Origin of the sequence: Rummeliibacillus pycnus, assembly GCF_002884495.1 — a bacterium.
Classification (GTDB): Bacteria; Bacillota; Bacilli; order Bacillales_A; family Planococcaceae; genus Rummeliibacillus; species Rummeliibacillus pycnus.
In genome coordinates this window covers 3226684-3242106 of sequence record NZ_KZ614145.1, presented here as the reverse complement: position 1 = coordinate 3242106, position 15423 = coordinate 3226684, and the positions used below count along the sequence as shown (strand labels likewise).

17 protein-coding genes are annotated in these 15423 nt (G+C 34.2%); 4 read left to right on the top strand and 13 right to left on the bottom strand.

Annotated elements, in window-relative coordinates:
- Window positions 1-47 precede the first annotated feature (47 nt).
- The 3 genes from CEF14_RS15900 to CEF14_RS15890 form a co-directional block, all read right to left on the bottom strand.
- On the bottom strand, window positions 48-293 hold the full coding sequence (locus CEF14_RS15900; protein ID WP_102693730.1) for a hypothetical protein: 246 nt from the start codon (window positions 291-293) through the stop codon (window positions 48-50).
- Between the two features lie 127 nt (window positions 294-420).
- Window positions 421-1272 carry a membrane protein insertase YidC gene (gene yidC, locus CEF14_RS15895; RefSeq protein ID WP_407690459.1) on the bottom strand — a complete coding sequence of 284 codons (852 nt, stop codon included), beginning with the start codon at window positions 1270-1272 and terminating at the stop codon, window positions 421-423.
- 105 nt (window positions 1273-1377) lie between these two features.
- The gene (locus tag CEF14_RS15890; RefSeq protein WP_102693729.1) at window positions 1378-2163 is read right to left on the bottom strand and encodes a helix-turn-helix transcriptional regulator; all 786 of its coding nucleotides are present in this window, start codon (window positions 2161-2163) and stop codon (window positions 1378-1380) included.
- A gap of 402 nt (window positions 2164-2565) precedes the next feature.
- Between CEF14_RS15890 and CEF14_RS15885 the strand changes: the two genes are divergently transcribed.
- Window positions 2566-3216, top strand: a complete 651-nt coding sequence (locus tag CEF14_RS15885) for a LytTR family DNA-binding domain-containing protein (protein ID WP_102693728.1) — start codon at window positions 2566-2568, stop codon at window positions 3214-3216.
- Window positions 3217-3465: 249 nt separating this feature from the next.
- Complete coding sequence (locus tag CEF14_RS15880; RefSeq protein ID WP_102693727.1) at window positions 3466-4974, top strand: succinate CoA transferase; 1509 nt, start codon at window positions 3466-3468, stop codon at window positions 4972-4974.
- A 58-nt stretch (window positions 4975-5032) separates the two neighbouring features.
- Here the strand turns inward: CEF14_RS15880 and CEF14_RS15875 are convergent, their stop codons facing one another.
- Both CEF14_RS15875 and CEF14_RS15870 read right to left on the bottom strand, forming a co-directional pair.
- The gene (locus CEF14_RS15875) at window positions 5033-5368 is read right to left on the bottom strand and encodes a hypothetical protein (protein ID WP_102693726.1); all 336 of its coding nucleotides are present in this window, start codon (window positions 5366-5368) and stop codon (window positions 5033-5035) included.
- Between the two features lie 77 nt (window positions 5369-5445).
- Window positions 5446-5904: a GNAT family N-acetyltransferase gene (locus CEF14_RS15870; protein ID WP_102693725.1), complete on the bottom strand. Its 459-nt coding sequence runs from the start codon at window positions 5902-5904 to the stop codon at window positions 5446-5448.
- A gap of 258 nt (window positions 5905-6162) precedes the next feature.
- Between CEF14_RS15870 and CEF14_RS15865 the strand changes: the two genes are divergently transcribed.
- Window positions 6163-6765, top strand: coding sequence for a TetR/AcrR family transcriptional regulator (locus CEF14_RS15865; RefSeq protein ID WP_102693724.1), 603 nt, complete (start codon window positions 6163-6165; stop codon window positions 6763-6765).
- Window positions 6766-6856: 91 nt separating this feature from the next.
- Here the strand turns inward: CEF14_RS15865 and CEF14_RS15860 are convergent, their stop codons facing one another.
- From CEF14_RS15860 to CEF14_RS15825, 8 genes are all read right to left on the bottom strand, one after another.
- Window positions 6857-7351, bottom strand: a complete 495-nt coding sequence (locus CEF14_RS15860) for a DUF4064 domain-containing protein (RefSeq protein ID WP_102693723.1) — start codon at window positions 7349-7351, stop codon at window positions 6857-6859.
- Window positions 7352-7553: 202 nt separating this feature from the next.
- Entirely contained in the window at window positions 7554-7835 is a 282-nt protein-coding gene (locus tag CEF14_RS15855) for a GNAT family N-acetyltransferase (RefSeq protein ID WP_102693722.1), read from the bottom strand.
- 180 nt (window positions 7836-8015) lie between these two features.
- Window positions 8016-8951 (bottom strand): DUF1002 domain-containing protein, encoded by a 936-nt coding sequence (locus CEF14_RS15850; RefSeq protein ID WP_102693721.1) that lies wholly within the window; start codon window positions 8949-8951, stop codon window positions 8016-8018.
- A gap of 165 nt (window positions 8952-9116) precedes the next feature.
- Entirely contained in the window at window positions 9117-9974 is an 858-nt protein-coding gene (locus CEF14_RS15845) for a CvfB family protein (protein WP_102693720.1), read from the bottom strand.
- Window positions 9975-9998: 24 nt separating this feature from the next.
- The gene (gene mntR / locus CEF14_RS15840; RefSeq protein ID WP_102693719.1) at window positions 9999-10418 is read right to left on the bottom strand and encodes a transcriptional regulator MntR; all 420 of its coding nucleotides are present in this window, start codon (window positions 10416-10418) and stop codon (window positions 9999-10001) included.
- Between the two features lie 143 nt (window positions 10419-10561).
- Window positions 10562-11671, bottom strand: coding sequence for a GNAT family N-acetyltransferase (locus tag CEF14_RS15835; RefSeq protein ID WP_102693718.1), 1110 nt, complete (start codon window positions 11669-11671; stop codon window positions 10562-10564).
- Between the two features lie 31 nt (window positions 11672-11702).
- Window positions 11703-13808, bottom strand: a complete 2106-nt coding sequence (locus CEF14_RS15830; protein WP_102693717.1) for a heavy metal translocating P-type ATPase — start codon at window positions 13806-13808, stop codon at window positions 11703-11705.
- Window positions 13805-14161, bottom strand: coding sequence for an ArsR/SmtB family transcription factor (locus CEF14_RS15825; RefSeq protein ID WP_102693716.1), 357 nt, complete (start codon window positions 14159-14161; stop codon window positions 13805-13807). The genes CEF14_RS15830 and CEF14_RS15825 overlap by 4 nt, the downstream gene beginning before the upstream one ends.
- Window positions 14162-14324: 163 nt before the next feature.
- On the opposite strand from CEF14_RS15825, the gene CEF14_RS15820 reads away from it, so the two are divergent.
- The gene (locus CEF14_RS15820; RefSeq protein ID WP_102693715.1) at window positions 14325-15317 is read left to right on the top strand and encodes a P1 family peptidase; all 993 of its coding nucleotides are present in this window, start codon (window positions 14325-14327) and stop codon (window positions 15315-15317) included.
- Window positions 15318-15423: the final 106 nt, after the last annotated feature.

Sequence of the window (15423 nt, the reverse complement as noted above, 5' to 3'; positions counted from 1 at the left end):
ACAAAAAAACGATATCATACATCAAGATGCAATGATACCGTTTTATCTTATAAAATAGTCATCACTAATACAATTAAAGTAGCAATTCCGAAGAAAATTGCCATCCCTTTCATCCATTTTGCTTCTTTCTCATAGCCTTGTCGTGCCATATCTTTTGCACGGAATGTATTTGTAATAGTAAACATTAATGTAATAAATAGAACAGCTAGGTTAAAGTTTTGTTTAATAACAAAAAAAACTGCGAGTAGACTCGTAATCGTTACAAGTACACCTGATAATATTTTAGTATTCATAATTTAATCCTCCTTCTCACGATGATACTGCCTCGTGGTTTAGATTAACTTAGAATATCTTCATTGTACAGACTTGTCACTAAAAAGTAAAAAAATCGAGACAATAATTTGCCTCGATCTTTTTAACTTATTTTTTTGATTTTTTCTTCGCTGATTTTGCAGCTTGTTTTTCTGCTGGCGTTAATTTTCTATTCTCTACTACTTCCTTTTCAGAATCTTTCACTGCTTTTTCAGGATGTTGTGAATAGAATTTGCGGCCTAAGTATGTTTGGAAAATCAAAATAGCACCACTGACTGACCAGTATAATGGTAATGCTGCCATACTAGAGAACGAGATGAACATAATCATGATTGGTGAAATGTACATCATCAACTTCATTTGAGCTTTTTGTTGCTCTGGTACTGTCCATAGTGATACTTGCGCTTGGATAAAGTAAACTACCCCAGCAATAATTGTCATTACAACATCAGGTTTGCCAAGCTCAAACCAAAGGAAATGGTGAGCTTGAACTTCGCTAGAATATAATATTGCATAATACAAGCCCATAATAATTGGCATTTGAATAATTACTGGGAGACATCCCATATTCATAGGATTAACATTGTATTTTTTGTACAATCCCATCATTTCTTGTTGCAATGCCATTTGTTCTTCTTTTGTTTTTGCTTCTTTTAATTTTTTTTGGATTTCGTCCATTTCTGGCTTCAATTTATCCATTTTCTCTTTCATACCTTGCTGATTCTTATAGTTTTTCAGCATGAATGGCATCAATATTAAACGAATAAGAACAGTGATTAAAATAATAGCTGCACCGTAACTACCACCAAAAACATTATTACCGAAGAAATCTAATAGAAATTCCATTGGTTTTACAAAAGTACTATAAAAAAAGCCTTCTTGGTTCTTTACTGCATTACAGCCAGCCAGCACGAATGGTGCTAAACCAAGCATCGAGATTAGCCAAAATTTCTTTTTCAATATTTTCACCTACAATTTCTCAAGCTATAGTGAAGTATACATTATTTAAAGGATACTAATCAAATCAAAGTCATGCAAGGCATAAATTATATGTAATTTTATTTTTTATAAAAGTCTTTCAGGTAATTGGAAGCGGAAATATTCATAATCTGGGCGATCTCTAAAGTGCTTTGGTGTAATACCAACATATTTTTTAAAGATTCGAGTATAGTAGCTTTGGTTACAGAAATGGAATTGTTCAGAGATATCAGAAATACTTTTATTTGTATGTCGTAAATAATATTGAGATTCTTCTACTCTACGGACATTTAAGTATTCTACTAATGTAATACCTACATGTTCTTTAAAAATTCGTGATAAGTGACTGGTACTAATTGAAAAATACATTGCAATATCTTCAACTGATAAATCTGTTTCAACCTCATCATCAATGTACATAATCACTTTATTGACTGTTTGGTGCTTATAGGAAGGTTGTTTTCTTTCTGAGATGACATAAATATAGAAATCAATCAAATCATCTGCGAATTGCAAATATTCTGCATCATTTAAGCGTTCATCAATCATTTCTACACATGCAGCATTAAAAGCAAAAACTTTTTTAGATGGTGCTTGATTCTCAATCAGCTTTCTTGTTACAACGGACGATAAGATTACAAAATAATGTCTGACTGCTCTAAAAAACTGTTTTCCAGCACGTACTGATAAAATTTCCAGTAATTCACGTAATGAATCTTTGGCAGCTTTTGCTTCCAATTGATGTATCTCTCTCAATAATTGAGCTTCAATGTCGAAGAATCTCTCTATTCCCTCGTAGCGATTCATCGTCTCAATTTCTTGGAAATACCTTTTAGAAATAGCCTCTGAAATGGAATATTGTTGTTGTAGCATAAACTCCCCATCTTTCTATAAAGTCACATACTTTTTTATTACATTATTCTTACTATATAACGAAAATGGTAATATGAAAATAGTTTTATTACCCAACTATGAAGAATTTTTACGGAAACTGTTCATGGGACATTATTCTCACTAAATATACAAATGGAAAAATACATTTTTATTAATAATTATTCAATATTGTTAAAATAAAACAACTACAAATAAATATTTAGCGAAATATTTTCTTTATTTTTGGAATGTATCAAACTATAGTATTTATATAGACAAATTCATGTCACATTTTATGTATGAACTTATACATTTATTAGCTATACTTAATTTTATAATTAATCTATAGTAATATTTGTTGTAAAGAACTTTTAAGAATGGAAAGAAACGAGGTAGGAATTAATGGATCCACGATCTATCGAGGAATTGATACAAGTTATAAAGGAATTCTTTCCTGATAACACTTCAATCGTTATTTCAGATACAAAAAAATATTTATATTATCAACCAAGTAAAAAAATCGACTTGAAGATAAAACCTGGCGATGAAATACCAGAAGGATCTGCAACTCAAAAAGCACTTAATTATGGACAAAAAATAAATTCTTTTATTGAACCTGATGTATTCGGTGTTCCTTATTATGGAATGAGTATTCCATTAATGGAGGAAGGAGAAACAAAAGGTGCAATTACAGCAATATTCCCACAAAAACCTTCTCCTTTCTTAACAAATTACATCACGATTAAAATTGACGACTGTTGGTACCCAGTTAAACACAATGAAGTCATCTATTTAGAAACTCAACTTCGTAAAACATTCGTCAAGACTATGCAAAAAGAAGGTTACCATCGTTTAAATTTAAGCGACCTTGAGCTATTCCTATCGCCTGATACTTTTATTCGATGCCACCGTTCATATATCGTGAACATCGACTTTATCGAAGAAATTCAACCAGATTCACATTCTACATTCCTATTAATTATGAAGGACGGTACTCGAATTCCTGTTAGCCAACGCTACGCAAGTTACTTCCGTCGTTCTTTAGGCTTTTAGAAATTATTCCCATGGATATTATAAAGGAGTTGACCAAAACTATTTTGGAGCAACTCCTTTTCTCTTTTACTCGACAAATTTCTGTCTGATTCGTTTTTTAAACCCTTTCATGCGCTTGTAAACAAAATGTGACAATTCGGTGATAATATTAAAAATGGTTATATAACTATGCAAATAACTTATACTCCAAGTAGAATCTTTTTACAAAATTGATATGAAATTTTTCGTTAAATAGAAGGAGAGATTTCCGTGACAGTAAAAGTAGAAGAAAGACTTCGCAATCCAGAACTTGCAAAAAAAATTATGTCAGCTGATGAAGCTGCTCAAATGATTAAAGACGGCATGACACTAGGATTAAGTGGATTCACTCGTGCTGGTGATGCAAAAGCCATTCCTATGGCATTAGTAAAACGTGCTGAAACAGAAGATTTTAAAGTAAATGTTTTCACAGGAGCTTCTTTAGGTTCAAACATTGATGCTTATATGTCTGATGCTGGTATCGTTAACAAACGTTTACCGTTCCAACTAGACCGTACAATGCGTGGTCACATTAACAAAGCAGATATGCTATTTGTTGACCAACATTTATCAGTAACTGCTGAATACTTACGTCAAAATGCGATTGATAAAATTGACGTTGCTGTTGTTGAAGCAGTAGCTGTAACAGAAGATGGTATGTTAATCCCAACAACTTCTGTCGGTAACTCACCTATTTACATTCAAAACGCTGATAAAGTTATCATCGAATTAAACTTAGCATCTTACCCACAATTAGAAGGTATTCACGATATTTATGTACCAGAAGCACAAGGCGAACGTGGTCCAATTCCATTAATCCACGCTTCAGATCGTATCGGTACAATCGGTATTCCTTTAGATTTAGATAAAGTGGCTGCAGTTGTCATTACTGAACAACCAGATTCACCAACTACAATCACACCAATCGACCCTGAAACTCAACAAATTGCAGATCACATTCTTGATTTCTTCCGTAATGAAATTAAAGAAGGTCGTTTAACTGAAACATTAGCTCCACTTCAATCAGGTGTTGGTTCTGTAGCAAACGCTGTACTAGGTGGCATGGCAAACTCAGAATTCAAAGATTTAGAAGTGTATTCTGAAGTACTTCAAGATGCTGTATTCGACTTAATTGATGCAGGAAAAGTTAAATTTGCTTCAGGTTGTGCAACTTCATTAACAGCTGAAAAAATGGAATCTGTATACGGTAACTTGGACAAATACAAAGACAAACTTGTATTACGTCCACAAGAAATTTCAAACCACCCAGAATTAGTTCGTCGTATGGGCTTAATAGCGATGAACACTGCTCTTGAGTTCGATATTTACGGAAACGTTAACTCAACTCACGTATCAGGTACAAAAATGATGAACGGTATTGGTGGTTCAGGTGACTTTGCTCGTGCCGCACGCATTTCAATCTTTATTACAAAATCATATGCTAAAGATGGCAAAATTTCATCAGTAGTTCCATTTGTATCACACGTTGATCACTCAGAACATGATGTTGACGTAGTAGTAACAGAACAAGGTCTTGCAGATTTACGTGGTTTAGCTCCTCGTGAACGTGCTGAATTGATCATTGAAAACTGTGTACACCCTAAATTTAAACCTGCTCTTCGTGCCTATTTCGAAGAAGCAAAAGAACGTGGCGGACAAACTCCTCACATATTAGAAAAAGCATTATCATTCCACACAAACTTAGCAAAATACGGAACAATGCTTCCTGAAGAAAACTAAGAACGACATAATTCAAAAAGACTCAGCTAATATGCTGAGTCTTTTTGAATGAAATTTATTAGTTTAGATTATTAGGTGGTTTTACGCCATTTAAGGATTCATGTTGTTCTGCGTTTTCATAATGAATAGCAGTTGCAGAACCTTCATTAATCATTTTGGTATCATCATCGTTATAAGTATGATGTGGATCTGCATATCCATCAGCATTTGTTGTATTAAAAGAATCTCCCGCAACGTTTACTGAGGAATTAGATAAATTTTCAATAAAACCATTTAATTTAGATTTGGTGCAATTAAATGCTTCAACTGCCTTCTCTCTATTTTCCTTTTTACGAAAATATGCATATGCACCTGCTGCAAGTCCTGCTATTAATAATGATTTACTTTTAGCCATTTTCATTTCCCTCCCATTTTATCGTTCTAAAATAACTATACCCCATTTTTTAGATATTACACATTTTCAATGAGATATTATAATTTTTTGTCACTTTTACAAACCATATCGATGTGCGGTAAGCATTCAAATTCATATGGATCTGAAATTGCTTTAAAGCCAAATTTACCATAAAAGTTTTGGAGATATGCTTGTGCTTGTATAAACAAATCGTATTCTGGCCATTCTCTTTCGGTTACCGCAATCACTCTTTTTAATAATTCTTGTGCTAGTCCAGTGCCACGTGCTTCTGGTTGAACAATTACACGTCCAAATGATGCCATATTTTCATATTTCTCATTTGGAGGAACAGCTCTTGCATATGCAATAACTTTCCCATCTTCTTCATATGTAACGTGTATACTATTTTGATCATGATCGTCTAAATCTTCATAATAGGCTTTTTGTTCAACAACAAAAACATTAATCCGTAATTGAATAATCTTATATAAATCCTCTGTTGTTAGTTCTTCAAAACGTTGTTCCTTCCATGCCACTTGCATCACTCCTATAATATCATTATTCCACAAATACTATTTCTTTTCGAATAAAATGGTGTACATGTAGGAAAATGATGAAAACGTCTTACAACACGCAAAATACATCAAAATCCCTTTGACTATTGCCAGTGATATTTATCTGTTATCATTAAATCAATCGGGCTTTTACTTTGCATTTTTCTCATTTTTTTGGTGAGGGTCTTTTACTGCCCGCTAACGTAAAAAAGTTGGATTTAACGGAAGTGTGGTTATACTATGAAGGAAACAAAGCATACAAAAAAACAAACAAAAGGGGCATTAACAAGAGAGAAAATTGTCCAAACTGCACGCAATCTCTTTTATAGAAAAGGCTATGATGCTACTTCTACTGCCACTATTGCCAAAGAAGTTGGTGTTTCCGAAGCAGCTTTATATAAATATTTTAAAGGGAAAATGAAACTGTTATTAGCAACAGTTAAACCAGAACGTCTAGATTTTAAGGAAGAAAATGAGTACCTATTATTGTCTGACCAGGAACTCTTACATGTATGGGTTGAGGAGCTTGTAGATACTGTTTTTTATAATCGACTTCAATATTCGATACTTTTCATTGAATCTCCTAAACACCCAGAGCTTTCAGAACAATATATTGCGAATATTCATAGCATGTCCTTTGCAGATAAAGAACTTATGAAACGTATGGATGAAGGAAAGTTGCCTAAACTTGATTTAATCCTCTTTCAAGTAGGAATAATCGGCTCTTTACTAGCTATGGTCACACATAAGCGAATTTATGATCATACTCTCTGTTTAGATCAAATCCCTACAGATATTCGACAAACACTTATTGGGATTGTAGAAGGAAAGTTGTTTAACTAAAAAATCCCTTGCACTCACCAGTAAATTCATAAAATAGAAAAGGAGTTCTTGCAGAAGCTTATAAATTAGCTTAGCAAGAACTCCTTTCATATTATAAATTAGAAGCTTCACTATAAGTTGAATCTGATATATCTGATATCTCTTCCTTTGGTTTACGAACGAAACAAATAATCGCAGCAATATAATAGATGATGGATGTTATCGAAATAATACCCGAAAAAACAGCTGCTACAATAAACATAGCTCCTGCAAAATTCGCCCTTTTATCTTTTGCTCTTGCAACATTTGCAATAGCAATAATGCCCACTATTAAACTAATAATAAAGCATACTACTATAAACCAACTAAAAGGTCCAAAGCCATTTATAATGGTTATCATGCTATCAGAAAAACTTTGCATATCTATATCCTGAAGTTGTGGATCTTCCGAAAATTGTTTTTCAAATTCTGCAAACATCTCGTCTTGAGCTTGTTTATTATTTTGCAATCCATTCATAAGAACCATCATAAGACCCATTAATGCTATTGCAATTATATTAAAAAATGAACCTATAATTCCTAAAACGATTTCGATTGTCCTTTTCAAAAAACCACCTCAATTATTGTTATAGATTACTATACGTAAGTATATCGATAAAGTTTCAAATTTTTTTATCTATCCTCCTTTTTTATATAAAACAACTATTAATCATAAAAAGCTGACTTACAAGTGTTCTTTCAACTATAAGTCAGCTCTCATGGAGTTATTTTGTTTTTCAGTTTTGCAGGAACCTGCTACTTTTTTAAGTTTAAGCCTTTACATCATCATAATCATGTGATGATTCAAAAGCTTTTACGACATATGAACATACTGCATCTATTTTATACCCATTTTCTCGAGCATATGCTGCAGCTCTATCTAATAGTTGTTTCGCAACACCTTGGCCGCGTAATGAACCATCTACATAAGTATGGTCAATTACCATGACATCTCCTAACTGTGTCCAAATAATTTCTGCGATAACTTGACCATCTTTTTTACTTTCGAAAGCGTATTCTTCATTACCTCTATTACTTAACTGAAATTCCATTTGATCACACCCCCATGTTTTTAAAATAGTTTAGCACACTTTATTCTTATTATGATAGAAGATGTAATTTCACTTCAATTATTTTGCTTACTTTCCCGAATCAATTTCTTTTACAGGGTCATTATTAAAAGGTCCTTATCTAACCTAAGCTAAATAAGGACCCTTTATAGATCACAAGTATTAGCCAAAAATGCTGCTAATGCCATCAATTATTTTTTGGAAGAAACTTTTTACACTCGCCCAAAAACCTGAATCACTTTTAATATCATCATTTATTTTATTTAATTGGTCTTTAATATTACCACTTAAATCATTTAATTGTGTTGACCATTTACTAAAATCAATATTTAGTTTACTGATTTTATCCATGAGATCAATTAACAATTGACGGTCTTTGTCGCTTAGATTGATTTCTAATTTTTTTAGTTGTTCATCAACGATTTTTTCAACATCTTCTTTTGTAGCAGGTTTTTGTTCTGCAATTTGCTTTTTAATATCTGTTAGTAGTTGACTAACTTTTTCGTTATCCACTCCAGAATTTTGCGCAATATCAGTAGCTACTGATAACTCTTGATTTGCTACATCTGTTCGATCTTTGTCCAGTTTTTTGCCAGTTGTTACTTCATATGCCTTGTAAATACCAGCTAATGCTGAGTGACCTGTTACCTTTTTAGGCGCTGCTACTTCTACAGTTGCATCTTCAATCCCTGCTGTTAACATTGCATTGGAGTACATATCAGCCGTTACCTCTGTAATATTTTCGGGTGTCACAATATTAATGACTAAGCCCGAACCAGGATCTTTTGGGATGATTTTAGCTGATGAATAAAGGCGTGCATTTGAATTCCCATTTTCAATATATTTGGCGATATCCGCACCTGTAATGGTGATTTCTTGAATATCAGAATTATTTGTAATGCCTAAACTATTTTTTACGCTAGCCTTTTCGCTTTCAGATAAACTTCCACCGTATACAACGATAGGAACGCCTAATTTTTCATTTACAACTTCACCTGATGATTGTGATGAGTTAGTGCTTGCATAACTTGTTGTTGGCGCTACTACAGCTGTTGTTAAGCACATTGCCGCTACAACAGCAAAGATTTGTTTTTTCATTCGTTATTGTCCTCCTTAACATTTTGTAATATTCAAATTCAGTCTATGCTAGTAAATTGTATTTATTTTGAAAAACACATAAGTAATCTTTAATAATAATACGTCAAAAAGAGCAAAAAGTTTCTGAAAGTAACTAAAACTTTCTCCTTTTGCTCTTGCGCTCTCTTATTTAATTAGAGTCCAACCATCTTCTTGTTTGATACGATCTGCTTTCATTAAAGCTCCTAGAGCTCTTTTAAATGCACCTTTGCTCATATGGAACATTTCTTTAATTTCTTCTGGAGAAGACTTATCGCCAAATGGCATTTTACCACCAACTTCTTGAAGATAATTAAAAATTTGATCAGCATCATCCGATAATCGTTCGTATTTACGTGGAAGCATAGAAGCATTAATGGTACCATCTTCTTTTACTTCAATAACACGCACATTCACATCTGAACCTAGACGAGGTTCTGCTCCACGTTCTGATTCATGAACGAAAATACGATATGGTTTATCTACACCCAATAAGAATGTTCCAACTGGCAATAAACGATAAGGGCGAGCCAAAATATTCTTATTAAATAGTTCTGGTTCTGCATCCTCATATATTTCTAATACTTTTTCTTCCGTAATAAGACGACCAAATAGACCACCTTCTCGGTCTGTACGTAACGTAATATAAAGGTGTTGTCCAGGTTCTGGCCAAAGCGGTTTTAATTTTGGTAAATCTTCCGCAGGGACAAGTACTTCTCTAGAGGTACCAATATCCACATAGGCACCTTCTCTATCTTTTACATGTAGTACACGTGCCCATCCATACTCGTCTTTACGAATATGTGGGATTGCAGTAGTTGCAGCTAAATTCCCTCTACGATCTGCATACAAAAACACTTCTATTTTGTCGTGAACCTTTATCGGTTTTGCTACTTCAGAAGCATTTAACGGAATATCTAGTTCATCGTTGGTCAAAATATACTTGGATTCTTGTTGTTCTTTAACTACTAATTTTACTACGTCGCCTGATTTTAATTCTGTCATATTATTAACTCCTTTCATATGACATTATTCACCTGTATGAGATTTTAACTCTCCCAATTTGTGAATAAAATCGGGATTTTCCTCTAAAACTTGTATGAGATCGGCAATACATTCAATGGAATTCCAGCTCAAATGATGCTCAATTCCTTCTACATCATTGTAAATTCGTTCTTCATCTACACCAATAAGTCTTAAAAACTGCTCCAATAAGCTGTGTCGCTCAACTAATCGTTTTCCTAACTTTAAACCTTTTGGTGTTAAAGTTAGACCTCTATAGCGCTCATATATTAAGTAACCATCTTTATCTAGTTTCTGAACCATTTTGGTAACAGAGGAAGGAAGAACTGACAATGCTTCTGCTATATCCGAGACACGTGCATAACCTTTCTGGTCAATTAGTAAATAGATTTGTTCGATGTGGTCTTCCATACTCGGTGTAGGCATCTCAATTCCCTCTCTTTCAAATTCCTATCTCTCTAGTTTACTACATGAAACTTCAAAACGTAACAATTAGCACAAAACAGTTGTAATTTATTCATAAATAATGGCGATGGATTCTTACCCATACAAAGACTACCGATTAATTTTTATTGGATTTTAGCGTAAATGCAGGTATCACGAAGCGTTTTTCCATCGGCTGATCTACTGTCTTGCTTTAATATTCCCTCTAATTCGAATTGTGCTCGATTTGCTACAGCACGGCTTCTAATATTATCACTGTCACAGCGAATTTCCAGACGTTTAGCTCCTAATTCTTCAAAGGCAAATTGAGTAATTCTTCGAACAGCTTCCGTCATATAACCTTTTCCTTCAAACCGTGCATCTAACCAATAGCCAATTTCAAATTTAGGAATAGTCCAATCAATATTATGTAATCCTGTAGAGCCGACAAATTCGCCACTATCCTTCAGAAATACATGTAATCTCAAATCTTTTCTTGTGATAAAATCACCAATTGCTTGTCGAATTCTTTCTCTTGTTTCTGCTTTTTTAGGTAATGTCTGTGCCCATTTCATAAAAGGTTTCAGTGTTTTAGCTGAATGCAAGATAGCTTCCCAAACAGTATCTACATCTTCCATAAAAGGCATTCGAATTATTAATCTTTCTGACTCAAAACTACTTGGAAAATCCCAAGTCTCTTTATAATTGATTGTATCAACTTTTACCTCATCATCCCAACTTACAGGGGTTGTCTTACCTTCTAAATAATCTTGACGTGTTATTCCGTACGTAACAGCATCATAATATGCATTTTCCTTAGGGACGTACCAAGCTTGTCGTAAATGTGCCTCTTTTACAAAACCAGCATTCTCGAAAGTCTTACGCATAGCGATATTATCTTGTCTAGTATGACCTTCTAAACGTATTTTATTGTTTGGTAATGTAAAAACATATTCACTGACTAATTTTAAAGCTTTGGTACCGTACCCTAGTCCTCGCCATTTTTCAGCAATACGCAAATCAAATAGCGGAATGTCATCTTGCAAATCATATATTTTCACCATTCCTACTTGTAGGTCTTCATCATTAATAAGCCAAAATGTCTTAGATTCATCTGATTCATAGCCACCTTCATCAATTGCCTTTTCTATAATAGCTCGTGCAGGATGTGAATTTACATGATATGGCCATACGTTTGTTGTCATAAATTCAATAAGCTGCTCATGTTCTTCCTTTGTCCATTCGATTAATTTCACAATAGTTGCCCCCCGATAGCATTGGTATTATTTATTTTTGGATTCGAATTAAGCGTAATGAATTTAGCACGACTAACAACGTTGCACCCATGTCAGCAAAGATTGCAATCCACAACGTTAGCCATCCCGGAATGATTAGTAGTAATGCTAAAATTTTCAAGCCTAATGCAAACATAATATTTTCTTTAATAATTCGCAACGTTTTTCGACTAAGTCTAATTGTATAAGGTAATTTTCCAAGGTCATCTGCCATTAATGCAACATCTGCTGTTTCAAGTGCTGTATCTGTCCCAGCTCCCCCCATGGCAATACCTACAGATGCTGCCGCTAATGCTGGTGCATCATTCACACCATCTCCAACCATCGCAACAACACCATACTGTTTTTGTAATTCTTTCATTGCATTTAATTTATCTTCTGGTAATAAGTCTGCCTTTACATCCGTAATATGCAATTGTTGAGCAATAGCTTTTGCTGTTGTTTGTGCATCACCTGTTAATATAACTGTATTTGAAATTCCAATCGATTTTAAATTCTGTAATACATTATTACAGTTTGAGCGAACCTGATCAGCAATTGCTATTATTCCTAATAAACTATTTTTAGAAGCTACTACAATAACTGATTTTCCTTCGCATTGTAATGATTCTATTTCTTTTAAAATAATTGTTGGAATTTCCATCATTTCTTGAATCCATTGCACACTTCCAACAAAAATTTGCTGATTATCGACTGTTGCATACGCACCTTTACCAGTTACTGATTGAAAATCTGTACCTTTCACACTGCTAATTGAACGATTATTTGCATAGTTTAATACGGCTTTTGCTAATGGATGTTGGGAACTATGTTCAACACCTGCAACTAACTGAATTAATAGTTCTTCTGAAGTATCTTGAAAGGCTAATACATTAGTTACTTCTGGTACACCTTTTGTAAGAGTACCTGTTTTATCAAATGCGATTACTTTTATATGTCCAAGTTGTTCAAGATGGATACCGCCTTTGATCAGCACTCCTTGTCTTGCTGCATTGCCAATTGCAGTAACTATGGCAACAGGAGTAGAAATCACTAATGCACATGGGCAACCAACTACTAGCACTGCAAGCCCTTGATAAATCCAATGGTGCCAATCTCCAACAATTAGCGGGGGTACTATGCCTACAATGATTGCAACAATAATAATTGCAGGGGTATAATATTTCGCAAATCGATCGACGAATTTTTGTGAAGGTGCTTTTTCCGCTTGTGCTTCTTCTACTAAATTAATGATTTTTGCAATGGTTGTGTCTTTCACATGTTTTGTGACAGTAATTTCAAGAGCACCCTCTTCATTTAATGTACCTGCGAAAACCTCATCCCCAACTTCTTTTTTGACTGGAATAGATTCTCCTGTAATGGGTGCTTGATTAACTGTTGACATCCCATTTATAATTTCGCCATCCATAGCAATCTTTTGACCAGGCTTGACGATAAGAATATCACCAATTTGTACATCTTCTGTAGCTAATTCGACTACTTGACCTTTACGCCGAACAAGTGCGGTTGCTGGTGCAATATCCATCAATTGCCGAATAGACTGTCTCGCCTTATTCATAGAATAAGCCTCAAGTGCTTCACTAACAGCAAAGAGGAAAACAACCACAGCTCCCTCTTTCCATTCCCCTACAATAGCAGCTCCAATGACCGCAATTGTCATTAAGGTTTTCATATCAAAATCAAAATGCAATAAGTTTCTAAAACCGTCCTTAAAAATGGTGTAGCCACCAATTATAATGGCGATCAAAAATAAACCAATCGTTATTATATGGTTCTCACCTTGCAAAGCTCCCATTAAATAGCCTGCAATAACAAATAGCAAAGAAATTCCAGCTAAAATATTTTCCTTTTTTTTATAAAACAACGTATTCGTTTCTTCTTTGGATGAAGCAGGTACTACTTTTATACCATCGAACGCCCCTGCTGCACATAATTGTTCAATTGAAGCATCACCTTTCACCGTCAGCTTAGCAGCTCCAAAATTCAATTGTACTTCTTCTACAGTAGGAATACTTTGCACGTTTTTTTCAAACTTCATTGCACAGTTTGCACAAGATAAATTTTGTAATCGATATTCTTGTATGTTTTTTTTCTTCATTTGCCTTCACCTTCTATCGAATGTTCATAAGCAATTTCCACTAGCTGTTTAACGTGTGAATCTGCTAATGCGTAATACACCATCTTACCTTTCCGATATGAATTTGCTAAGCCATGTTCTTTCAAATAACGCAAATGATGAGATGCTGTTGCATTTGAAGATCCAATAATTCTTGCTACATCACAGACACACAGAGAATTCTCTATAGTTAACGCATAAGTTATTTTGAGTCTTGTTTCATCTGCTAATGCTTTAAAAAATTGAGCCAAATCGTTCAAATTAGGAATTTGGTTTTGGACTCTTTCAACTGCTTCTTCATTTACTTTCGTAATCTCACACATTTCTTTGTCCATTATTCGTCACTCCCTTCATTCAAATACTTGTTTGATTGTTTTGATATCCTAAGTATACTTGTTTTTCTATATGTTATTCAAATGTATATTTGAATGTCAAAAAGAATTGAGAAAATTTTATTAATTTTGTATATTTGATAAAAATAGCTAAAGGGGTGATTTTATGAAAAAAGGACAATGGAATATGATTACGGATGTTCCGAATGTTCATGTTGGGCATGTTACTTTATATGAAAAAAGAAACGAAGTGGATACAATATGCACAGGAGTTACTGCTATTTTGCCACATGGAGGTAACCTTTTTGAACAAAAGGTACCTGCAGCAAGCTTTGTCTTAAATGGTTTTGGTAAATCAATCGGGCTCGTACAAATAGAAGAATTGGGTGTTATGGAGTCCCCTATTATGCTAACCAATACATTTAGTGTAGCTGCTGTATTAGAGGGTACTTTAGATTATATGCTCAAACAGAATCCACAGATTGGTGATTCAACTAGTTCTCTGAACATTGTTGTTGGTGAATGTAATGACAGTCATTTAAATAGTATGAGACTACGAGCAGTAAAACCTGAACATGCAGTATCTGCCATACATAATGCGAAAAACGAATCTTTTGAACAAGGTGCTGTTGGAGCTGGCAAAGGGATGATTTGTTATGAAAAAAAAGGAGGTATTGGATCATCTTCAAGAATTGCTGAACGAGATGGAGAACTGTTTACAGTAGGTGTATTGTCACTTACGAATTTCGGCAATGCTGGGGAATGTCGCTTTGCAAGTTGGCAACAAGATCCACCTATTGAAAAACCAGATGGCTCCGTTATTATTATCGTTGCTACAAATGCACCTCTTAGCGATCGCCAGTTAAAACGTCTGGCCAAAAGAGCAGCTATCGGGCTCGGTCGCACTGGTACTCATATCCACAATGGCAGTGGTGATATTATAATTGCTTTTTCAAATGCTTATACAATTCCACATCAATCAGCTTCCCCGATTGGTGAAGCAATCCCATTTGTGAGAGATGACTCAAAACTAATAAACGATCTTTTCCAAGCTACTATTGAAGCAACAGAAGAGTCTGTTTATCAATCTTTGTTACATGCTGAAACAACGGTAGGACGTAAAAACCGTGTTGTAGAAAAGGCAAAATTTGAACATTAAAAAATGGCTAACAAAAAGAGTCCTAAAATACCGAGGCTACTGAAAAAGTAAAATTAGCAAGATTTTATGATAAAAATCTCGTATTCCAATCTTAGTTGAAAGTGGA